The sequence below is a fragment of the Tellurirhabdus rosea genome, assembly GCF_026278345.1.
GTDB classification, from domain to species: Bacteria; Bacteroidota; Bacteroidia; order Cytophagales; family Spirosomataceae; genus Tellurirhabdus; species Tellurirhabdus rosea.
In genome coordinates, this window is the sequence record NZ_CP111085.1 from 2,768,281 (window position 1) to 2,790,000 (window position 21,720).

Here is a 21,720-nt window from a genome sequence, read left to right on the forward strand (position 1 = left end):
AAAGTTCAACAAGTTAGAAGTTTCCGGAATCAACCCTTAACATTATGAACTTAATTTATAAATTCAATGTATATACATCAAATGTCATAACATTTAAACTTAGGACTGATTACCTGAACAATTTTCCTCACAAATTATTCCACAACTATGGAAACGCTAATCACCGGACTTCATCACGTAACCGCCCTTGCCGGCAACGCCCAGCGCAATGTTGATTTTTATACCGGCTTTCTCGGCCAGCGGCTCCTGAAGAAAACCATCAATTTCGACGCCCCGGACGTTTACCACCTGTACTACGGTGACGAAACGGGTTCGCCGGGCACGATCATGACGTTTTTCCCGTACGAAGGCATTCCGCGTGGCCGCAAGGGAGCCGGACAATTGACCTATACCGCCTACTCCGTCCCGACGGCTTCGCTCAGTTTCTGGATGGACCGGCTGAACAGCTTCAGCATTCCGTACGCCGGGCCTTACAAACGCTTCAACGAAACCTACCTGCGTTTCGAAGACTTCGACGGCATGGGCGTAGAACTGGTTTTTAATGATAACGATACCCGAACGGGCTGGCACAACGACCAGATTCCGGCCGAGTTTGCCGTAAAAGGTTTCTATACCGTCACGCTGAATGAATCGAAGGTGGACAATACGGTCAAACTGCTGACGGAAACGATGAACCACACGCTGGTAGCGGAAGAAAATGGACTGTACCGCTTTCAGTCGGGTGCCGGTGGCGCGGGCAGCTACGTCGATGTACAGGTTTCACCCAACGCGGTCCGGGCCCTGCAGGGCGGCGGGTCGGTTCACCACGTAGCTTTTGCCACGCCGACGGACGAGACACAGTTGCAGATCCGGGAGAAACTGATGGAAGACGGATATAACCCGACGCAGGTGCTGGACCGGAATTATTTCCACAGCATTTATTACCGGGAGCCGGGTGGTATCCTGTTCGAAGTGGCAACCAACCCGCCGGGTTTCGCCGTCGACGAACCTGTTACCGAGTTGGGGAAAACGCTTAAATTGCCCGAGTGGTACGAACCCCGCCGCGCCCAGATCGAAGCAGGGCTGCCGGTGATTGAAGTCAAATAAAAGGAAGGAGATAGGGGACATTAGACACCAGACAAGAGAGGCTAGACATGAGGTATGAGACGGAACCGGCTTACGCTGGGTTTGTCCATCTCCCAAATTCCAAGTATCCTGTCCAGCGTCCCTTGTCCAGTGTCTAGTGTCTAACGTCTTTTCTCTAACGTCTTGTCTCTTATCTACAACAATGATCCACAATCCAAACAATATTGCAACCGCTGGCGTCCCGCTGGAGAAGGCTTCCAAGGTCATGATTATGGTCCACGGCCGGGGAGGGTCCGCCCAGGATATTCTGTCGCTGTCGCAGTACATCGAAGACGACACGTTTGCCTTCGTTGCCCCACAGGCGGCGAACAGTACCTGGTATCCGCACTCTTTTCTTCGCCCGATGGAAGAGAACGAGCCTTATCTGTCGTCGGCCCTGACAACGCTGGCCGGGGTCCGGGCGCGGTTGCAGTCGGATTTCAATTTCAAATCGCACCAGATCTTCTGGCTCGGATTTTCGCAGGGGGCCTGTCTGTCGCTCGAATTTACCGCCCGGAACCCGCTGCCGTACGGCGGCATTTTTGGCCTGAGCGGCGGGCTGATCGGTCCGCCGGGAACGCCGCGGCTGTACGACGGAGAGTTTGACGGGACGCCGGTTTTTCTGGGGTGCAGCGACAAAGACCCGCACATTCCAAAAGAGCGCGTGATCGAGTCAGAAGGCGTATTTCGGGCGATGGGTGCGCTGGTCACGATGAAATTGTACCCAAATTTTCCGCATTCGGTCAACGAAGACCAGCTAAAAATCGTTAATGAATTGATAGCCGGAACGCCAACCCCCGGGGTGCGCATCGGCCAGTCGGAAAGCGATTAACTCTCTACTCCTATGAGCCAGTTTATGATCGAATTTGACCTTCCGCAGGAAATGACGGAAGAGTTTATGCTTAAAATTCCGGCTCAACGTATTAAAGTCAACGAGTTGATGGAAAGCGGCACCATTCTGTCGTATTCTCTTTCCATGGACCGCCAGAAACTTTGGTGCGTCATTAAAGCGCAGACGGAAATCGATGTCATGAACATCATCGAAGAGTTCCCGCTCATTGATTACATGGAGCCAACTATTTCCGAACTGATGTTCAACAACATCGTTTCGCTGCGTATGCCGCTGTTTTCGTTGAACTGAAGTCATTATGTTCCATCAGCCCGAATCTTTTAAATGGAGGTTCGGGCTTTGCCCTTTTCTGGAAGCCTTACCTTCGCCCAACCGTACATTTTTGCTATGCCTACTTTTTTACGCCGTTTCCTGTACCTTACCTTTCTGATTCTAAGCGGGCTTACCGCGCTGAGCGGTTATTCGCAAACCGAAACGGGCCAAAGTCGCCAGCGGCAGGAAAAGCAGCTCGACCGCCGGCCGGTTCAGACCCGCTATCAGGCCCGGCAAAGCGTTCCGCCGAAAGTCTACGAAGTCCTGCGCTACGTCCGGGCTAACCGGCGGCCACCGGACGGCTACGTCGGCGGACGGCGATTCGGTAATTACGAAAACCATCTGCCCCGCCGGGATTTGTCAGGTGAAGAAATCCGGTATCAGGAGTGGGATGTTAATCCGAAAGTATCCGGCCGGAACCGGGGCGCGGAACGGCTCGTGACCGGCTCCGACGGCCGGGCCTGGTTCACGCAAGATCATTATAATTCGTTTGTTGAAGTGAAATAAAAGGGTGTATTTCTCGCAGATTGACGCAGATTTTTATCGCGGATTTTCGCTGAAAATTCTGTGTCAATCTGCGCTAAAAATCCGCGTCAATCTGCGAGAACCGCCCTTCAATAACCCCCAGAAAGCATGCCCAATTTTGTCTTTATCCCGTCCGAAGCGGTCCTCAGCCAGTACGCCGGGTTTCGCATTGCCAGAATAGACGGTCGGCAGACGCCCACGCTGAAGGCGTTCTACGAAGCCATTGCCGTAGCGCTGGACTTCCCGGACTATTTCGGGTACAACCTCGACTCCCTCGACGAACTGCTCAACGATTTCGACTGGCTCGAAGACGAAAAAGTCGTCCTCTACATCGCCAACAGCGACGCCTTTCTGGCCCAGGAGCCTAAGGAAGAGAAAATCGTCGATCTGCTGAACATCCTCGACGCGACGGCCGAAGACTGGAAATACGTCGATGAGGAGGTCGAAGAAATTTCGCCGATGGAGTTGGTCATTGCCCTGGACCCGAGCCCGCGGATGCAGGATTTGTTCGACCGCGAAGATTTTGCGTACCAGGTCGTTTCTTAGCGGCCTTTTTTGCAACAAAACGGAAAACCACTGTGTTAAGCCGTTAACTTTTGCCGCAGGGATTTTCGTCTTTGCGGCTTTTAGCGTTAAGCCTGATTTATTGATCTTTCAGCCTGCGGTACCGTTTCCGGCAGGTTTCCATGTATGAAAGTAGCCGATTTACTCTCTCTTTACACAGAGGAAAGTTTTATCAAACTGATCGCCGGGCAGATTGCCCAGCTAGGTTCGGAGCCCGCCCGGGTGCAGTTGAAAGGCATCGCCGGCAGTCTGGATGCCGTTCTGGCGGCGGCCATTTACCGAATTAATCAGGGCACGCACCTTTTTATTCTTTCGGATAAAGAGGAAGCTTCCTACTTCTTCAATGATCTGCAGAATCTGCTGGGGCAGACCGAGCGCGGTTCCGATACCGTGCTGTTTTTCCCCATGTCTTACAAAAAGCCGTATCAATACGAGGAAGTGGAAAATGCCAATGTGCTGATGCGGGCCGAGGTCCTCAACAAACTCAATGCGTCGCCCAAAGAAGGTGTGCTGGTGGTGACCTACCCGGAAGCGCTGTCCGAAAAAGTCATCAACAAGAAGACTCTGCGGGCTAATACGCTGACCGTGCGGGTCGGCGACCGGCTCGACGCCAATTTCGTCAACGAACTGCTTAACAGTTACGATTTCGAAAAGACGGACTTTGTCTACGAAGCGGGGCAGTTTTCCATCCGCGGCGGCATCATTGACGTCTTTTCGTTCGCGAGCGAATTTCCGTACCGGATCGAGCTGTTCGGCGATGAAGTGGACAGCATTCGGGCTTTCAATCCGGAGACGCAGCTTTCCACGGACGCCGTCGAGAGCATCAACATTATTCCCAACATTGAAAACAAGCTGGTCCACGAAAGCCGGGAGCCGTTCCTCGACTTTTTTCCGGAGCACACGGCCGTCTGGTTCAAAGATGTAGAACTGACGCTGGAACTGCTGGAAAACAGTTTCGAGAAAGCCGAACAGAGCCTGGAAAAGATCGTAGGCGGTAAAGGCGGCATTCAGGTGGTATCCGACCCGAACGAGCTGTTCGAAACCCGCCGGGGCTTTCTCAACCAGGTGAAAACGTTCCGGACGGTCGAGTTTGGCCGCCGTTTTTATTTCAAGACCGAAGGGCGGCTCACGTACCAGTCGCGGCCGCAGCCCTCGTTCAACAAGGACTTCAAGCGGCTGGTCGATAATCTTGGCGAAAACCAGCAGAAGGGCTACACGAACATCATCGTGGCGGAGTCCTTCAAACAGCAGGAACGCCTGCGGACCATTTTTGAAGAACTCGACCGCTTTTTGAAGTTTCAGCCCCTATCGATTTCGCTCAAGGAAGGGTTTGTCGACGAACACCTGAAACTGGTCTGCTACACCGACCACCAGATCTTTGACCGATATTACAAATACCGCGTCCGGGACAAGTTTTCCAAATCGAAGGCGCTGACCCTGCGGGAACTGAAGACACTGCAGCCGGGCGATTACGTCACGCATGTAGACCACGGCATCGGGCGGTTTGCGGGTCTGGAAAAAGTGGACGTCGGCGGTCGTGAGCAGGAAGCCGTGCGCCTGATTTACCGCGACAACGACATTCTGCTCGTCAGCATCCAGAGTCTGCACAAGATTGCCAAGTACAGCGGCAAGGAAGGCGGCCCGCCGACGATGAGCAAGCTCGGTTCGCAGGAATGGGAACTCAAGAAGTCCCGCGTCAAGAAACAGGTCAAGGATATCGCCAAAGAGCTGATCGCCCTGTACTCGAAACGCCGCACGGCCCCGGGCTACGCCTTTTCGCACGACAGCTTTCTGCAGGCCGAACTGGAATCCTCGTTCATTTACGAAGATACCCCCGACCAGGCCAAAGCAACCAACGACGTCAAGGACGATATGGAACGGCCGCACCCGATGGACCGCCTCGTCTGCGGCGACGTGGGCTTCGGCAAAACGGAAGTGGCCATCCGGGCGGCGTTCAAGGCCGTCTGCGACAACAAACAGGTCGCGATTCTGGTCCCGACGACCATTCTGGCGATGCAGCACTACAACACGTTCCGCGAGCGGCTGGCCGATTTTCCGGTGAAGATCGAGTACATCAACCGTTTCAAAACAACGACGCAGATCAAGGACACCCTGAGACGCGTGGCGGCGGGCGAAACGCAGATTCTCATCGGAACGCACCGGATTGTCAACAAGGACGTCAAATTCAAGGACCTCGGCCTGCTGGTGATTGATGAAGAGCAGAAGTTCGGCGTTAAAGTCAAAGACCGCCTGAAGGAAATGCGTGTGGAGGTAGACGTGTTGACCCTGACGGCCACGCCCATTCCCCGGACCCTGCACTTCTCGCTGATGGGCGCCCGCGACCTTTCGGTGATTGCCACTCCACCGCCCAACCGCCAGCCTGTCACGACGGAAGTACACGTTTTCCACGAGAATGTGGTGCGCGACGCCATCAGCTACGAAATCCGGCGCGGCGGTCAGGTGTTTTTTGTCCATAACCGGGTCAACGATATCGAGTCTATGGCCAGCCTCATCATCCGGCTCGTCCCGGACGCTAAAGTGGCTGTGGCCCACGGGCAGATGGAAGGGGAGAAGCTGGAGCGGATTATGACCAAGTTCATCGAAGGTGATTACGACGTACTGGTATCGACCAACATCATCGAGTCCGGTCTCGACATTCCGAACGCCAACACCATCATGATCAATTCGGCGCACATGTTCGGGCTGTCGGACCTGCACCAGATGCGCGGGCGGGTGGGCCGTTCGAACAAAAAAGCGTTTTGCTATTTACTGACCCCGCCGATGTCGGTGCTGACTACGGACGCCCGGAAGCGCCTGCAAACACTGGAGGACTTCTCTGAACTGGGCGAAGGGTTCAAAATCGCCATGCGTGACCTCGACATCCGCGGGGCGGGCAACCTGCTGGGCGCCGAACAGAGCGGATTTATCAACGATTTAGGGTACGAAATGTATCACAAGATTCTGGATGAAGCCGTTCAGGAACTGAAAGAAACCGAGTTTAAAGACCTGTTTGCGCCCAATGACGACTTCTTCAAGTCGGTTTTGCCGGACACGGTTATCGAGACGGACCTGGAAGTGCTGATTCCGGAAAAATATGTATCCAATATTTCTGAACGTCTGGCGTTGTATTCCCGGCTGGACAACATCCAGACGCAGCAGGAGCTAGATGAATTCCGGGCTTCGCTCGTCGACCGGTTCGGAGCGCTGCCCGACGGTGTCGAGAACCTGATCAAGCTGGTGGATGTACGCTGGAAAGCAGAACAGTTACAGCTTGAAAAATTGACTCTTAAGAATAATATCCTGCGCGGAACATTCGTTTCAGAAGGGAATGACGAGTTCTTTAAATCCGGTCAGTTTGGTCAAGTAATCGACTACGTTCAGAAACATCCGGCCGTTTGTTCGATGAAAGAAATAAAAGGCAAGCTGGTGGTGAAGCAGGAACACGTTACATCCGTAGATCAGATGCGTGATATTCTGGCGAAGATGTTGGAGTGAGCATTGGGAAGTTAATACCAGAGAATCTATTTTTGGAGGTCTATCAGTTACATAAACACAATGAATCGAAAGCAACCGTTACGTTCAATTGCCGTTATGCTGGCTTTCACGGCGGCCTTTGCTGCGTGTAAAAGTAAGCGCCCGACGAGCGTGAATCCGGGCAAGCAGAGTACGGCCACGGGTATTGCGTACAACCAGAAGGAAGGGTTTCAGGTAGCGAAGTACAAAGGGCAGAGCGCCGGGCCAAACCTGGTGTTTGTGGAGGGCGGCCGTTTTACGATGGGCGCTTTGGAGGAAGACGTAGTAAATTCCCGGGATAACCGCGAGCGGACGGTCAGCATCCAGTCGTTCTACATGGACGAAACCGAAATTGCCAACATTCACTACCTCGAATACCTGAACGCCGTCCAGAAGGATTCGTCGGAAGAATTTTATACCCGCGCCCTGCCAGACACCAACGTCTGGACGCACCCCCTGTCGTATAACGACCCGTACGTGACGCAGTACCTGCGCTTCCCGGGCTTCCGGTATTACCCGGTCGTCGGCGTATCGTGGGTGCAGGCGAACGACTACGCGATCTGGCGTACGAATGCCGTGAATGCGAACCTGATGGGCAAAGATGCCTCGAAAGGCCAGAAGAAAGGCTTCTCCCTGAAACGTCGTAAGAAAGGTGACGTGGAAGGTGCCGAGCAGGCTGCTCCGGAAGCGAAAGGTTCACAAACCAACTACGCTCTCGAAAGCGGTCGCATCCTGCCGAACTACCGCCTGCCGTCAGAAGCCGAATGGGAGTACGCCGCAAAAGCACTGATCGGTACGCAGTACCTCGACGAAAACCAGTCGAACCAGCGGATCTATCCGTGGGACGGGTCATCGGTACGGAACCCGCAGCGCGGTCGTAAGCAGGGCCAGATGCTGGCGAACTTCAAGCGTGGCCGCGGTGACTACGCCGGTATTGCCGGAAAATCGAACGACGGCGCGATCATCACTCAGGAAATCTATTCGTATCCCCCGAACGACTTTGGTCTGTACAACATGGCCGGAAACGTCAACGAGTGGGTGTATGACGTGTACCGCCCGCTTTCGTATCAGGACGTCAACGACCTGAACCCGCTGCGCCGGAACGGATACCTGGACGAAGAGAAGAACTACGACCAGAAGAACAGCAACTCGCTGATCAACGACAAAGCCCGCGTTTACAAAGGCGGTTCCTGGTCCGACGTTTCTTACTGGCTCGCTCCGGGAACGCGGCGTTACCTCGATCAGGATTCGGCAACGGCTACCATCGGTTTCCGCTGCGCCATGATCGCCGGAGGACGGAACAAGTAACTATTGGTTTTTGCTGATACATTTTTGCGGCCGCCCGGTTATCGGGCGGCCGCAATTGTTAGTATACCGACCGACTGGCAGCCGGCCTGGAGCAACACCTCCGCACAGGCTTCCAGCGTCGCGCCCGTGGTGAGCACATCGTCGACCAGAAGGATACGTAAGTTTTCAATAGCCCCGCGGTCTTCAATGGCAAACACCGACCCCACGTTCTCCCAGCGCTGCATGCGATCCTTGCGGGTCTGGCTTTCGGTCTTCTTTGTGCGTTTGAGCAGGTCAACCCGGTAGGGGATTTCGAGAGCTTCGGCCAGACCCTGCGCAAAGCAGTCCGCCTGGTTGTACCCCCGCTGCTGGTACCGGGCCGGATGCAGCGGAACCGGAACGATGACGTCCGACTCCACGGCAATACCGGCTTCTTCCTTCAACTGCTTTCCGTACCACCTGCCCAGCGCCAGACCGACATCCTGACGCTGTTTGTATTTCAGGGCGTGAATGAGTTTCTGCACCGGACCTTTTTTCTGAAAATATACATACGCATACACAAAGGCGACCGGCACCTTTCCGGCAAAACGGTTCATGAGGAAAGGGTCGTCCGGAGTGCGATGCAACAGGGTCTCGGGGAGCTTGAGCCGACAGCCCGTACAGACGATTTCTTCCCCAGTTTCGAGGCCCGTCTGGCAGAGGAGACAGACATTGGGGAAGAACAGGTCGAGCAATTGAGGCCAGCCCGTACGAATCCATTGAACCACCATAGCAGTTAACGGGTTTTTGATGTATATTCGTTAGACGCTCGCGCCACGAATAAGTCATGCTTCCGGCCTGAGTATCAGCCTTATTTTTTTAGCGAAATCGGCAACATTTCGCGCGCTGGCTTGTCCTTATTTTAATTAGTTTTTCGTTGAATAATTATGGTGGATTTTGAGATTGAACACGAGTATGAGGCCGTGCTCGATTACCTTCAGGAAAATGTAGGAAAACGACCCGCTGATCTCAACAGCGTCCTGTTTCTGATTGGCGTACAGGAGTTGGGAAAAGGAGCCCTTTTTTTTACCAAGGAACAGAAGCAGGACCTGATGCACATTGCCATTTGTAAAATACTAAGTTTATCGGGTTACTATGAACTGGAAGGAGTAGACAAGGACGGCTGGCCCCACTGGAAGCTGGTCCAGCAACTTCCGCATGTGGATCTGCTGACGCAGGAGAAATTATTGAAACTACACGTAGTCAAATATTTTCAGGAAATGGCTCCGGAAGCCGGCTCCGAAAACTAATCATTACGCTTTACAACCCTTTCACACGACAACCCATGATGCAGGCCTACGACTCGATTCAAACGCTCCTGCAGCGGCTTGAAGAGTACAAGAAGAAGTATTATTTAAACCAACTGGCGAAGGGCGGCATTTTCTTTCTGGCTTTTGCGCTGTCGGTTTATCTGTTTACCAACACGGCTGAGTACTTTGGCCGCTTCAGTTCGCCCGTGCGGGGAGCCTTGTTTTTCGGCTCCATTGCGCTTCTGGCGGGCGGCCTGTATTACTGGGTTGTCAAGCCGTTGATTCATCTGTTTGGTCTGCAGAGGCCCCTGTCCGATGATGAGGCGGCTCGGCAGATTGGTCACTATTTTCCGGAAGTGGGAGACAAGCTGCTGAACACGCTTCAGCTAAGTGCTCTTACCCGCCAGCAGAGCGACCTGCTCCAGGCCAGTCTGAACCAGCGTTCGAGCCAGCTGCTGATTGTCCGCTTTGCCGACGCCATTCAGATTGAAAAGAACCGGCGTTTTCTGAAATACGCGGTCATCCCGGCGCTGGCGATTGGGCTTATTCTGCTATTGTATCCGGCACTGTTAACTTCCTCTTCGACGCGAATTGTCCGCTACGATGAGGAGTTTGCCGATGAAGCCCCGTTTCAGTTTGTGGTCAAAAACCAGAATCTGCAGGCCTTCCGCAACGAAGATTTTACGCTGAATATGGCGCTGAACGGAAATGCTTTGCCGGAAGGCGTCTTTCTGGTCATCAACCAAACCCGCTTCAAACTGAGCGAAATGGAACGGGGTAGCTATACGTACACGTTTGATAATGTCCAGCGGGACGTGGCTTTTCATCTGGAAGCTTCCGGCTACAAATCCGGAAACTACGTGCTGAAGGTGGTCGACCGGCCGAGTCTTCTGTCGTTCGACGTCAGTCTGATTTACCCGGCTTATCTGAACAAACCGGCGGAGCAGCTATCCAACGTGGGCAACCTGTTGGTGCCGGAAGGAACGACGGTCACCTGGCGTTTTGCCGCTTCGAATACGGATTCAGTTCGCATCAAATTCAGCGACGAGGTGGGCAGCCGGTTCGCCCAGAAGCAGTCGTCCGACGAATTTGAGATTGACCGGCTGGCCAAGCGCTCGACTCAGTATGCCGTCTATCTGAAGAACAAAGTCGCCTCGAACCGGGACAATATTCAGTATAGTCTGAACGTCATTCCCGACCGTTTCCCGCAGGTTTCTCTGGAGAATTACCGGGACACCACCTACTTCAACTACATCGTTTTGGGCGGTTCGATTACGGATGACCACGGCTTCTCGCGCCTCAATGTCCAGTACAAAGTCATCCGTGCCGGACAGGCTCCGGGCAATCGGTATGCTTCCATAGCTATTCCGTTTAACCGTTCGGCGGCTACGCAGAACTTCTATTACCAGTGGGGTCTGGATTCGCTGAAAATGCAGCCGGGCGACCGTCTGGAGTATTTTGTGCAGGTCTGGGACAACGATGCTCCTAACAACTACAAAAGCGCCCGGTCTTCCTTTGGTCAGTTCACCGTCCCGGATCAGAACAAACTCGAAGAGGAAGCGTCCCGCTCTGCCCAGCAGACCGAAAGCAAACTGGACAAAACGCTCGCCAAAACCCAGCAGCTGAAACGGGAACTGAACGCGCTGGAGAACCGCCTGCAGACGAAAAAGGGCCTCGACTTCCAGGATAAGAAACAGGCCGAGGAGCTTCTGAAAAAGCGGGAAGAGATCATGCAGGAGCTGAAGCAGCTGCAGGAACAGAACCGGATCAACAACGACCGCCAGCAGCGCTTCAATCAGCAGAGTCCGGAACTCGCTCAGAAATTCGAGCAGTTGCAGAAGATGATGAATGAACTGATGGACCCGGAGACGCAGAAGCTGTACGAGGAACTCAAAAAGATGCTTGACCAGAAGCAGGACGAGCGGATGATCGACATGCTCGACAAGCTGAAAAATAAAGAGAAAAATCTGGAGAAAGAACTCGAACGGGCTCTCGAACTTTTCAAGCAGCTGCAAATGGAGCAGAAGATGGAAACGGCCATCAAAGACCTCGAAAAGCAGGCTGAGCAGCAGGAGAAATTAGCCGAAAAGACCGATCAGCAGAAAGCGGAAGACAAGCAGAAGGCCGACGATAAGCAGAAAGGAAAAGACGATAAGTCGGCTGAGAAAAATAAGGAGAACGGCAAGGACGACAAGCAGAACGGAAAAGACGATAAGCAGAACGGAAAAGACGATAAGCAGGAGGGTAAAGAAGATTCCGGCGAACTGCAAAAGGAGCAGGAGGAGCTTTCCAAGGAATTTGAGGAGACCAAAGAATCCCTGAAGGAAATTGAGAAGATGGCCGAGGACATGAAAAACGGACCCAAGCCGGATACCCAGAAAGACCTTCAGGAGCAGATTAGCGAGCAGCAGCAGCAGAGCCAGAAGCAACTTCAGCAAAAGCAGAATAACAAAGCGTCGCAGTCCCAGAAGAAGGCCGCTCAGCAGATGAAGCAGATGAGCCAGCAGTTGCAGGAGCAGATGGAGTCGCAGGAAGGGGAAGAAATGTCCGAAAACATGGACGACCTGCGGGACATTCTGGAGAACCTGCTGACGCTTTCCCACGACCAGGAGCGCCTGATGAAAGACTTCAAAGGCGTTTCTCTGCAGGACCCCCGCTTCGTGAAACTGGCTCAGGAGCAGTTGAAGCTTCAGGACGATGCCAAGATTATTGAAGATAGTCTGTATGCGCTCGCCAACCGGGTGATGCAAATACAGACGTTCGTGACCCGTGAGTTGAACAACATGAAAGGGTACATGGACGAAAGCGCCAAATACATCAAGGAGCGTCGTCTGAATGTGGCCACCGGGAAACAGCAGTTTGCGATGACCTCGATTAATAACCTGGCATTAATGCTGAGCGATGTCTTCAAGCAGATGCAACAGCAGATGAGCCAGATGTCTTCTTCCAGCTCAGGCAAAGGAAAGAAGAAAGGCCAGAAGCAGTCTCAGGGGCTTGGACAGATGCAGAAGAAGCTGAACGACCAGATGAAGAAAATGCTGCAGCAGGGCCAGGGCGGGCAGGGAGGTCGGCAAATGTCCGAGGAACTGTCGCGGCTGGCGCAGGAGCAGGCCATGATTCGCAAAATGCTGAAGGAAATTCAGGATGCGCAGAAAGGCACGGAAGGCGGCAAAAAGCTTGGCAACGAGCTTCAGGAACTGATGAATAAAATGGATGAAACGGAGACCGATCTGGTGAATAAGCGGGTTAACCAAAACACCATGAAACGGCAGGAGGAAATGCTTACCCGCCTGCTCGAATCAGAGAAAGCCATCAAGGAACAGGAAGAAGACATGCAGCGGAAAGCCGAGCAGGCTAAACCCGTTCCACGCCTGATTCCTCCGCAGCTCAACCAGCTGGCGAAAGAAAAGCAAAAGCAGGTCGAACTTCTGCGTTCGGTGCCGCCTAATCTTTCGCCGTTCTACAAACGCGAAGTGGACACCTACTTCAAACGGGTACAGTAACCAGGGGGGCATTAGCCCCCTTTTTTTTGGGTGAATTATTTAGATTGATGTCTTGTTCTTCAATCACTTCAATTCCTTGGTGAACTAAAGTATCTTTGTGAAATATTCCGCACTTGATACAAATTCGCAAAAGTTTCCACGTGGAACATTTGACGAAACTTGATAAAATAAAGCAAGCAAATTCATGTTTGAACCGTATGATGTGATCGTAGTAGGAGCAGGGCATGCCGGTTGTGAAGCCGCCACGGCCGCCGCGACCCTGGGGTCGAAAGTGCTACTGATTACGATGAATATGCAGACCATTGCGCAGATGTCCTGCAACCCGGCTATGGGCGGAGTAGCCAAGGGCCAGATTGTTCGGGAGATCGATGCGCTGGGTGGTCAGTCCGGAATCATCAGCGACAAAACGATGATTCAGTTTCGGATGCTGAACCGGTCGAAAGGGCCCGCCATGTGGAGTCCCCGCTGCCAGAGCGACCGGATGCTGTTTGCCGGTGAATGGCGAACGGTTCTCGAACAAACTCCCAATGTTGACTTCTGGCAGGACACCGTCACCGAGGTTCTGGTGAAAGACGGCCGTACGGTTGGCGTAAAGACCAGCATGGGCATGGAGATCGCCGCCCGGTCCGTCGTTCTAACCAACGGTACATTTCTTAACGGTCAGCTTTTCATTGGCGAAAAAGTTTTCGGGGGCGGAAGAACGGCCGAACGTTCGGCAACGGGCCTGACCGAACAGCTTATTTCCCTCGGCTTTGAAAGCGGCCGCATGAAAACGGGCACTCCGCCGCGGGTCGATGGACGGAGCCTTGATTATTCGAAAATGGAAGAACAGCCCGGCGACGAAGAACCGGGTAAGTTTTCGTATCTGGATACAAAGCCGCTGCGGAAACAGCGTAGTTGCTGGATTACCTACACGAATGAGGAAGTGCACCAGATTCTACGGACCGGTTTCGAAAAATCGCCCATGTTTACGGGCCGGATTAAAGGGCTTGGTCCCCGCTACTGCCCTTCGGTAGAGGATAAAATCAACCGATTCGCCGATAAAGACCGCCACCAGATTTTCGTGGAGCCGGAAGGATGGGACACCGTGGAAGTATACGTCAATGGATTTTCCACGTCGCTGCCCGAGGATGTTCAGATAAGTGCTCTGCGGAAAATTCCGGGCTTTGAAAACGCCAAGATGTTTCGTCCGGGCTATGCCGTGGAATACGATTTCTTCCCGCCGACCCAGTTGAAGCCCACCCTCGAAACGCATCGGGTGAGCGGACTTTTCTTTGCCGGACAAATCAACGGGACCACAGGTTATGAGGAAGCCGCCTGCCAGGGATTGATGGCCGGCATCAACGCGCATAATCGTTCGCACGAATTGCCTGAATTTACCCTCCGTCGGTCGGAAGCGTATATCGGCGTTCTCATCGACGACCTCATCAACAAAGGGACGGAAGAACCCTACCGGATGTTTACCTCCCGCGCCGAATACCGGACGCTGCTTCGCCAGGATAACGCGGATTTGCGCCTGACCGAAAAAAGCTACGCCATTGGTCTCGCCTCCCAGGAGCGTTACGACCGGGTGGTTGCCAAGCGGGCCAATGTAGCGGCCATCGTGTCGGAGTTGAAGCAAATGCGGGTTCTACCGGAGGAAATAAACGGCTATCTGCAATCGCTCGGCAGCGCGCCAACCCGGGAAAAAACCTCGGTTTATAACCTGTTGAAACGGCCGGAAGTAAGCTTCGACGAACTTCCACAACTGGGCCAGTCCGTAGCGGATTACCTAACGCAGTTCGACCGGGAAACCGTGGAAGAAGCGGTCATTTCGGTGAAGTACGAAAGCTATGTGGAAAAGGAACAGCTGAATGTGGAAAAGATGGAAAAGCTCGAAAGTCTTTCCATTCATCCCAACTTCAACTACGACCGGCTAGCGGCCCTTTCGTTTGAAGGGAAGGAGAAGTTGAAACGCATTCGTCCGCAAACCATTGGCCAGGCATCCCGCATCAGCGGAGTGAGCCCTTCCGATATTTCAATTTTAATGGTGTATCTAGGTCGGTAATATGACGCTTGAATTTGTAAAAACGTGCCCGGTCTGCGGCGCTGATTCGTTTACAGACTGGCTTACCTGCCAGGACAATCTGGTATCCGGAGAGGCTTTTACCATTCAGCAATGCCGCGAGTGTGATTTTAAACTGACCAATCCGCGGCCAACCCCCGACAGCATTGGTCGTTATTACCAGTCCAGCGAGTACATTTCCCATAGTGATACCCGGAAAGGTTTAATCAGCCAGCTCTACCATTCGGTGCGCTCGATTACACTGAAGCAAAAGGTAAGTCTGATCGACAGCCTGCAGCCGGGCCGAGGTCAATTGCTCGACGTGGGCTGCGGCTCGGGCTATTTTTTGGCGGAGGCGAAAGAGGCGGGATGGCAGGTGTCGGGAATGGAGCCGGATGAGCAGGCCCGGGCGCAAGCCATTCAACGGACGGGCCACACCATCGCGCCGTCGCTGCCGGAATTACCCGTGAAATCGCCGTTTGATGTAGTCACGCTCTGGCACGTTCTCGAACATATCCATGCGCTGGAGGACACCCTGCAGTGGTTCAAAGCCCATATCCGAACGGGCGGACACCTGGTCATCGCTGTTCCGAATTATGAATCATGGGACGCAAAAGCTTACCGTCGGGAGTGGGCGGCCTTTGACGTTCCCCGGCACCTTTACCATTTCGCGCCGAAAACGCTGGGAAAATTACTGGCCAAACATGGCTTCCAGATTCAGGAGCAGAAGCCCATGCTTTTCGACGCTTTTTACGTAAATCTCCTGAGTACAAAAAATCGGGATGGAAAGCCTGCCTACCTTGAAAGTTTTCTGAACGGACTTCGTTCTAATTGGGAGGCGTACCGCAATGGCGGTAATTATTCGAGTGTAATCTATATTGCAAAAGCAGTCTGACCCTATTTCTGCGACGCCCCGAAAAGCCTATTCGGGGCGTTTGTGTGCCTATGAAAACCACGTTATCCGTTCTGCTCTTTTTTCTCGCCGCTTTGTTTTTCCTGGATTCCTGCTCCCAGGTCGTCCCTCCGGTGGGTGGAAAAAAGGACACGCTGGCTCCGGTCCTGACCGAAAGTTTACCCATCAACCGGCAGAAAAACTTCAAGGGGCAAATCATTGAACTGACGTTTAACGAAGACATCCGCCTCGACAACCCGAATCAGAAGATCATTATCACGCCGCAGCCCGACGAAATTTTCCGGGTCAAAGCCCGTCCAAACAGCTTCCGGATTCTGTTCGAGAAACCGTTGAAGGACAGCACAACCTATACGCTGAACTTTACGGATGCGGTAAAAGATGTGAACGAAGGCAATCCGGCGCTTAATCTCAAACTGGTTTTCAGCACCGGTAACCTCATCGATTCGCTTCGGGTGCGGGGCAATGTAGTGGATCTGCAAACCGGTCTGCCTGTTCTGAATACTTTGGTGGGATTGTACATTCCTTCGGACACCTTGACGCCGACCAGAATAAAACCCTACTTCTTTACCCGAACGGATACCTCGGGCAACTTCAATCTGGAAAACATCCGTTCCGGCACTTACCGGGTTTTCGCCTTCGATGACAAAAACCTGAATCTGCTTTACAACCCGGGCGTCGAGCGCGTGGCTTTTCTGCGGGACTCGCTGGTAGTAAACCGAAATGTGGATACCCTGAAGTTTGAGTTGTTTCCTTATTACAATACGCCGCCGCGCGTATCCCGTACGGAGCAGCGGGCTTCCAGCTACACGCTGGTTTTTGACCGGGGCCTCACCGACTACCGAACACAGTTTGCTAACCCCGCCGACAGCCTTCCGTCGTTTCTTCGAACGCCTTCCGAACTGACTTTTTTCAACACTAGCTCATCAACAGATACCATCCGCGTCCAGATCAATGCGCTGGACTCCCTGGGTAATACGGCCACTCTCAACCAGGGAATTCGTTTCCGTCAGGCCAGTCGGCAAGAAAAGCCGGTGGCGCTGGAAGCAAGAGTGCAGCCCGGAACGGGCGACGACATCGAACGGAACGCAAAATTTGTCATTCAGTTCTCCAAACCGGTGGCGCGCACCACTCCCGATTCCATCCGGTTATTTACGGATAGTCTGACGCTGGTGCCGCTGGCCGCTGAAAATTTTGTCTGGAGTAACAGCCGCACGCAGTTAACCATTACCAAAAGCACCCCCGCCCGGCAGTCGATCCGGTTTATGCTCGGCAAGGGCGCTTTTATCAGTATTCAGAACGACTCAACCGCCGCAGCCCGATACCAGTATGCACTCCGGAACCCGGAAAATTACGGCGTGCTTTTCGGGCAGATAAACACAACAGAGCCAAAATTCATCGTAGAACTGTTGAATGAAAACTTCAAGGTGGTAGACCGGCAGTTCAACACGCCAACGTACCGCTTTACGTACGTGAAGCCTGGCAAATACCGGCTCCGTGTCATTCTGGACAAAAACGGCAACGGCAAATGGGATAGCGGCAACTTACCGGAACGCCAGCTCCCCGAGCCCATTATCCACTACCCAACCGTGATTCCGCTGAAGCAGAACTTCGAATACAGCCAGGATATCAACACATTGTAGATAAGTCTCTGAAATCAGACCTTGCAAACCCGCTTCGGCGGGTTTTTTCGTTTGTAAAGCGCAGAAATCAGGGGCAAAGTGGCTGAAATGTGGATAAGCTCCGGCTATTTGTCCACCTGCCTTAAAAAAAGGTCAATGTAAAATAAAAAATACACAAGAATCGTGTGGATAACTAGGTTGATAAATGCGTTATCTGTGTGGATAACTGCAGACTTGAAGGGGAACAACTTGTGGACAGTTCGGATCGGAATGTGGATTTAATTTTTCCACATGTGGATAAGTGTAAAAGTCTGTTCTTTTCCACAAGTTTTGGGGTAGTTATTCCACACGTGGAAAAGTGGAAAATTCGTCCTGTGGAAATGTGTACAAAATAGAAGGTTATCAACAAAGTGATGTGGACAAAACTGTAATATACTGTTTATCAGAGTTTTGAATGTTGACAACTCTAAGCCTCCTGTGGATAAATAACAAAAACTATCCACATTTAACTTAGTTAGACGTTAATAACTTTGTTATCCACATATCCACAGTGCAGAACCACCTAATAGTTATATTTAAAAAAAGAAAAAAGAATAATAATGAAGAGGTATCTAGGTGTGTTGATAACTCTGCTTTGTCTGTGGACAGGGGCAGCAGCTCAGGACAGTCAGGAACTGGCCGATGAGTATTTTAAGAAAGGCGAGTTCGACAAAGCGCTGACCATGTACCAGAAGTTGTTGAAGACGGAAGCGTCGGGTCCGGTGCTGGCGAGGTACGTTCAAAGTGCCATGCGCCTCAACCGGATCGAGGAAGCGGAGAAGACCCTGAAGCGCCTCTCGAAATCAGATTCAAAAAATCCGCAGGTCTGGATGCAGTCGGGTGTTCTGGAAGAAAGCCGGCGGGATTCGGTCAAAGCGGCTGAATACTTCGACAAGGCGTTGTCGGTATCCGGCAACTCGGTGGCGGCGCTTACTCAACTGGCGCAGAACTTTGCCGACGAAGGGAAAAACACCTGGGCTATCAAAACTTTGCGGAAAGCACGCGACGTTTCGCGGGAGCCTAATTCGTTCGCGGGTGAGCTGGCTAGGCTCTACGGCGCCGCCGGGCAAAAGGAAAACATGATCGATGAACTGCTCCGTTGGGGCTTATCACCGGCTAATCGGGAAAATGTGCAGGCTATGCTCCAGGACAACCTGAAGGAAGCCGACCAGAAGATGCTGGAATCGGTCCTGTACCGAAAAGTGCAGGAAAATCCGAACGAGATGTTTTTCACGGAGATGCTCGTCTGGTACTTAACGCAAAAAAAAGAATTCTATAAAGCGTTTATTCAGGAAAGGGCGCTGGACAAGCGCATGAAGCTGACCGGCGTTCGGGTGTACGACCTGGCGGCCGTTGCGCTTCAGAACAAAGATTACAAAAATGCGGCGGCCATGTTTGAGTACGTAGCCAAGGAATACCCACAGGGCCAGCTGTATCCCTTTGCCAAACGGATGGTGATCAAAGCCCGGGAAGAACAGGTTAAAACCACATACCCTGTGGATAAACTTGAAATCCGGAAGCTGATTGCCGATTACCAGCGACTGTTGCAGGAGATGGGGCAGAACACCCGGACCCTGGAAGCGCTGCGCAGCACGGCAAACCTCTATGCCTTTCAGCTGGACGAAAAAGATACCGCGCTCACGATTCTCGACCAGGCGGTTAAAGTCGGGCAGGCGGACAAAAACTTCACCGACCGCTGTAAACTGGACATGGGGGATATCTACCTCCTGAAAAGCGAGCCCTGGGAGGCGACGCTGCTTTATTCGCAGGTGGAAAAATCGCAGAAAGAAGAACAACTGGGGCATGACGCCAAACTCCGGAACGCCCGGCTGCACTACTTCAAAGGCGAGTTTGAACTGGCCAAGGAGATTCTGGACATCCTGAAAATGGCCACCTCCCGCGAAATTGCCAATGACGCCAATTCGCTAAGCCTGCTGATTATGGACAACACCGGTTTGGACAGCTCCGAAACGGCCATGAAGGAGTTTGCTTCGGTCGAACTGATGATGTTTCAGAACAAGGTGAATGAGGCCGCTGTTGAACTGAGTAAGCTGTACGAAAAATATAAATCCCACAGTCTGGCGGACAATATTCTCTGGCTGCGGGCTAATACCCTTCTCAAACAAAGCCAGGTAGACGAAGCACTGAAAGATCTCGAAAAGATCAATGCGGATTATTCCACGGACGTACTGGGCGACGATGCGCTGTTTCTGACGGCCAAAGTGTACGAGGACAACAAAAAAGACAAGGAGAAGGCGATGGAGTTGTACACCCAGCTTTTGCAGAAATACCCCGGAAGTATTTTCGGAGCCGAATCCCGCAAGCGGTTCAGAACCCTGCGGGGAGATACGATCAACTGAGTACCGTTTGCTTTTCAGTGGAAAACCGCTCCGGACCCGGAGCGGTTTTCCACATTTAGAGGGAGTTCGGTGTGGATAACTTACACCGTCGCCGGCATCAGATACTCCTTCAGGGCTTCAAAATTAGCCGGAATGCGAATGCTTTGTTTTTCACGGTTCATGAGAACTGCCAGCGCTTCCGGAACGTCAACCGGATGCTCAATCACGGATTCCACCAGTTCCTTAAACTTGGCCGGATGCGCCGTCGCCAGCGTTATTCCACAGGTATCCGGGTTTTGCTGTTGATAACTCTGCAAACCAAGGTAGCCCACGGCGGTATGCGGACACATCACGTAGCCATACTGTTGATAAACCTGGCGCATGGCGTTTCGGGTGGCTTCGTCATCAAACCAGTAGCCGGTTACCTGCTCGGTCAGGCGGTCATAATCCTCGTCAAACAGGTGAGTAAGCCGAACAAAATTGCTGGGATTGCCCACATCCATCGCGTTGGAAATTGTACTGATCGAAGGATGGGGGCTAAAGTCGCCCGTGGAGAGGTAAGAGGGAACGACATGATTCCGGTTGGTGGCCGCTACGAACTGCTGGACAGGCAGCCCCATCCGGTGTACGAGAACGCCGGCGCTCAGATTACCAAAATTTCCGCTGGGTGTGGAAAAGACGACTGGTTTTCCACAGTCCTTTACCTGTCCAAATGCCCGCACGTAGTAGAATCCCTGCGGAATCAGACGAAAGATGTTGATCGAGTTGGCAGAAGCCAGATTGTACGCCGCATTCAGATCTTCATCTGCAAAAGCGGCCTTGACCATCGCCTGACAGTCGTCGAATGACCCGTCTACTTCCAGCGCCGTAATGTTCTGTCCAAGCGTGGTCAATTGCTTTTCCTGCAATTCGCTCACCCGTCCGGAGGGATACAAAATGGTCACCTTCACACCCTTCACACCCAGAAAGCCCATCGCCACCGCTCCGCCGGTATCCCCGGAAGTAGCCACAAGGATATGGATTTCACGATCCGAACGTTCCAGAAAATAGCCCATCATAGCCGCCATGTAGCGGGCACCGACATCCTTGAATGCCTGGGACGGACCGTGAAAAAGCTCCAGAACGGCGGTTTTACCATCTTCCAGAAAAACAACCGGGGTATCAAACGGAAACGCCTGATCAACGAGTGACTTCAGCCGGTCGGCCGGGATCTCGCTACCAAACAATTCCAAGCTGATCGCATAAGCGATTTCGGCCAGAGACCCGTCCGAGATTCGATTGAAAAAGTCCGGACCCAGTTCCGGCAGCCGAACCGGCATATATAACCCTTTGTCCAGCGGCATGCTTCGAAGCAAAGCTTCTTCCATGTCCACCGTAAATGTTGTATTCCGAGTGCTGTAAAATTTCATATTTCGAAATAAAAGTTGTTGCAAGTTAAGAATATAAAAACAAACTACCGGCGGTTGTTAACGATTTCATAATGGACAATTAGCCGTATCCTGATAAGCCCGCTGCAAAACGAACGCGGTTCATCCATATTTCGTTAACTTAGCGGTTCGTCAAAAACTAAAATCAAATTATGTCAGTAGGCTTTTTTCAGGTTCCGTTTCCGCAAAACGAGCCGGTTAAAGAATATCGGCCGGGTTCGCCGGAACGCGCCAGCTTAAAAGCGGCCTTGGCTGAAGCAACGTCAACGGTACGCGACATTCCGATGTACATTGGCGGAGAGGAGGTTCGCACCGAAACGAAAAATCCCATCGTTGCTCCTCATAATCACCAGCAGGTACTTGCCTATTACCACGAAGGCGACGCACAGCAC

General features: G+C 52.6%; 16 protein-coding genes (1 of these 16 only partly in view). 14 read left to right on the plus strand and 2 right to left on the minus strand.

Annotated features, from left to right (window positions below; genetic code table 11):
* The first annotated feature begins 147 nt into the window (after positions 1-147).
* The 7 genes from ORG26_RS11620 (at position 148) to ORG26_RS11650 (ending at position 8,176) form a co-directional block, all read left to right on the plus strand.
* The gene (locus ORG26_RS11620; RefSeq protein ID WP_266369278.1) at positions 148-1,086 is read left to right on the plus strand and encodes a ring-cleaving dioxygenase; all 939 of its coding nucleotides are present in this window, start codon (positions 148-150) and stop codon (positions 1,084-1,086) included.
* Between the two features lie 181 nt (positions 1,087-1,267).
* Positions 1,268-1,936, plus strand: coding sequence for an alpha/beta hydrolase (locus ORG26_RS11625; protein WP_266369279.1), 669 nt, complete (start codon positions 1,268-1,270; stop codon positions 1,934-1,936).
* Between the two features lie 12 nt (positions 1,937-1,948).
* Positions 1,949-2,245, plus strand: coding sequence for a muconolactone Delta-isomerase family protein (locus ORG26_RS11630; protein WP_266369281.1), 297 nt, complete (start codon positions 1,949-1,951; stop codon positions 2,243-2,245).
* A gap of 96 nt (positions 2,246-2,341) precedes the next feature.
* Positions 2,342-2,773: a guanyl-specific ribonuclease gene (locus ORG26_RS11635; RefSeq protein WP_266369282.1), complete on the plus strand. Its 432-nt coding sequence runs from the start codon at positions 2,342-2,344 to the stop codon at positions 2,771-2,773.
* Between the two features lie 126 nt (positions 2,774-2,899).
* Positions 2,900-3,337 (plus strand): barstar family protein, encoded by a 438-nt coding sequence (locus ORG26_RS11640; RefSeq protein ID WP_266369283.1) that lies wholly within the window; start codon positions 2,900-2,902, stop codon positions 3,335-3,337.
* Between the two features lie 144 nt (positions 3,338-3,481).
* Entirely contained in the window at positions 3,482-6,850 is a 3,369-nt protein-coding gene (gene mfd / locus ORG26_RS11645; RefSeq protein ID WP_266369285.1) for a transcription-repair coupling factor, read from the plus strand.
* Positions 6,851-6,946: 96 nt separating this feature from the next.
* Positions 6,947-8,176, plus strand: a complete 1,230-nt coding sequence (locus ORG26_RS11650) for an SUMF1/EgtB/PvdO family nonheme iron enzyme (RefSeq protein ID WP_323134426.1) — start codon at positions 6,947-6,949, stop codon at positions 8,174-8,176.
* A 38-nt stretch (positions 8,177-8,214) separates the two neighbouring features.
* Here the strand turns inward: ORG26_RS11650 and ORG26_RS11655 are convergent, their stop codons facing one another.
* Positions 8,215-8,925 (minus strand): ComF family protein, encoded by a 711-nt coding sequence (locus tag ORG26_RS11655; RefSeq protein ID WP_266369288.1) that lies wholly within the window; start codon positions 8,923-8,925, stop codon positions 8,215-8,217.
* Between the two features lie 156 nt (positions 8,926-9,081).
* On the opposite strand from ORG26_RS11655, the gene ORG26_RS11660 reads away from it, so the two are divergent.
* The 6 genes from ORG26_RS11660 (at position 9,082) to ORG26_RS11685 (ending at position 19,922) form a co-directional block, all read left to right on the plus strand.
* Entirely contained in the window at positions 9,082-9,444 is a 363-nt protein-coding gene (locus ORG26_RS11660) for a hypothetical protein (protein ID WP_323134427.1), read from the plus strand.
* Positions 9,445-9,482: 38 nt separating this feature from the next.
* Positions 9,483-12,947: a DUF4175 family protein gene (locus ORG26_RS11665; protein ID WP_266369394.1), complete on the plus strand. Its 3,465-nt coding sequence runs from the start codon at positions 9,483-9,485 to the stop codon at positions 12,945-12,947.
* Positions 12,948-13,131: 184 nt separating this feature from the next.
* The gene (mnmG, locus tag ORG26_RS11670) at positions 13,132-14,994 is read left to right on the plus strand and encodes a tRNA uridine-5-carboxymethylaminomethyl(34) synthesis enzyme MnmG (protein ID WP_266369289.1); all 1,863 of its coding nucleotides are present in this window, start codon (positions 13,132-13,134) and stop codon (positions 14,992-14,994) included.
* A gap of 1 nt (position 14,995) precedes the next feature.
* Entirely contained in the window at positions 14,996-15,886 is an 891-nt protein-coding gene (locus ORG26_RS11675; RefSeq protein ID WP_266369290.1) for a class I SAM-dependent methyltransferase, read from the plus strand.
* Positions 15,887-15,936: 50 nt separating this feature from the next.
* Complete coding sequence (locus ORG26_RS11680; protein ID WP_266369291.1) at positions 15,937-17,544, plus strand: Ig-like domain-containing domain; 1,608 nt, start codon at positions 15,937-15,939, stop codon at positions 17,542-17,544.
* A 578-nt stretch (positions 17,545-18,122) separates the two neighbouring features.
* Positions 18,123-19,922 carry a tetratricopeptide repeat protein gene (locus tag ORG26_RS11685; protein ID WP_266369292.1) on the plus strand — a complete coding sequence of 600 codons (1,800 nt, stop codon included), beginning with the start codon at positions 18,123-18,125 and terminating at the stop codon, positions 19,920-19,922.
* 80 nt (positions 19,923-20,002) lie between these two features.
* Here ORG26_RS11685 and thrC read toward each other — a convergent pair whose 3' ends face one another.
* The gene (thrC, locus tag ORG26_RS11690; RefSeq protein WP_266369293.1) at positions 20,003-21,310 is read right to left on the minus strand and encodes a threonine synthase; all 1,308 of its coding nucleotides are present in this window, start codon (positions 21,308-21,310) and stop codon (positions 20,003-20,005) included.
* A 170-nt stretch (positions 21,311-21,480) separates the two neighbouring features.
* Between thrC and pruA the strand changes: the two genes are divergently transcribed.
* On the plus strand, positions 21,481-21,720 hold the 5' end (the start) of the coding sequence (gene pruA / locus ORG26_RS11695; protein ID WP_266369295.1) for an L-glutamate gamma-semialdehyde dehydrogenase. 1,392 nt of this gene lie beyond the right edge of the window; only the first 240 of its 1,632 coding nucleotides appear in the window; its start codon is at positions 21,481-21,483; the stop codon falls past the right edge of the window.

What these genes read in the sequence shown, in the direction of transcription:
- ORG26_RS11660 (WP_323134427.1), top strand. Translation starts at nt 9,082, where the DNA reads ATGGTGGATTTTGAGATTGAACACGAGTATGAGGCCGTGCTCGATTAC.
- ORG26_RS11665 (WP_266369394.1), top strand. Translation starts at nt 9,483, where the DNA reads ATGCAGGCCTACGACTCGATTCAAACGCTCCTGCAGCGGCTTGAAGAG.
- ORG26_RS11640 (WP_266369283.1), top strand. Translation starts at nt 2,900, where the DNA reads ATGCCCAATTTTGTCTTTATCCCGTCCGAAGCGGTCCTCAGCCAGTAC.
- ORG26_RS11685 (WP_266369292.1), top strand. Translation starts at nt 18,123, where the DNA reads ATGAAGAGGTATCTAGGTGTGTTGATAACTCTGCTTTGTCTGTGGACA.
- ORG26_RS11630 (WP_266369281.1), top strand. Translation starts at nt 1,949, where the DNA reads ATGAGCCAGTTTATGATCGAATTTGACCTTCCGCAGGAAATGACGGAA.
- ORG26_RS11635 (WP_266369282.1), top strand. Translation starts at nt 2,342, where the DNA reads ATGCCTACTTTTTTACGCCGTTTCCTGTACCTTACCTTTCTGATTCTA.
- thrC (WP_266369293.1), bottom strand. Translation starts at nt 21,310, where the DNA reads ATGAAATTTTACAGCACTCGGAATACAACATTTACGGTGGACATGGAA.
- ORG26_RS11655 (WP_266369288.1), bottom strand. Translation starts at nt 8,925, where the DNA reads ATGGTGGTTCAATGGATTCGTACGGGCTGGCCTCAATTGCTCGACCTG.
- ORG26_RS11625 (WP_266369279.1), top strand. Translation starts at nt 1,268, where the DNA reads ATGATCCACAATCCAAACAATATTGCAACCGCTGGCGTCCCGCTGGAG.
- mnmG (WP_266369289.1), top strand. Translation starts at nt 13,132, where the DNA reads ATGTTTGAACCGTATGATGTGATCGTAGTAGGAGCAGGGCATGCCGGT.
- ORG26_RS11680 (WP_266369291.1), top strand. Translation starts at nt 15,937, where the DNA reads ATGAAAACCACGTTATCCGTTCTGCTCTTTTTTCTCGCCGCTTTGTTT.
- ORG26_RS11675 (WP_266369290.1), top strand. Translation starts at nt 14,996, where the DNA reads ATGACGCTTGAATTTGTAAAAACGTGCCCGGTCTGCGGCGCTGATTCG.
- ORG26_RS11650 (WP_323134426.1), top strand. Translation starts at nt 6,947, where the DNA reads ATGCTGGCTTTCACGGCGGCCTTTGCTGCGTGTAAAAGTAAGCGCCCG.
- ORG26_RS11620 (WP_266369278.1), top strand. Translation starts at nt 148, where the DNA reads ATGGAAACGCTAATCACCGGACTTCATCACGTAACCGCCCTTGCCGGC.
- mfd (WP_266369285.1), top strand. Translation starts at nt 3,482, where the DNA reads ATGAAAGTAGCCGATTTACTCTCTCTTTACACAGAGGAAAGTTTTATC.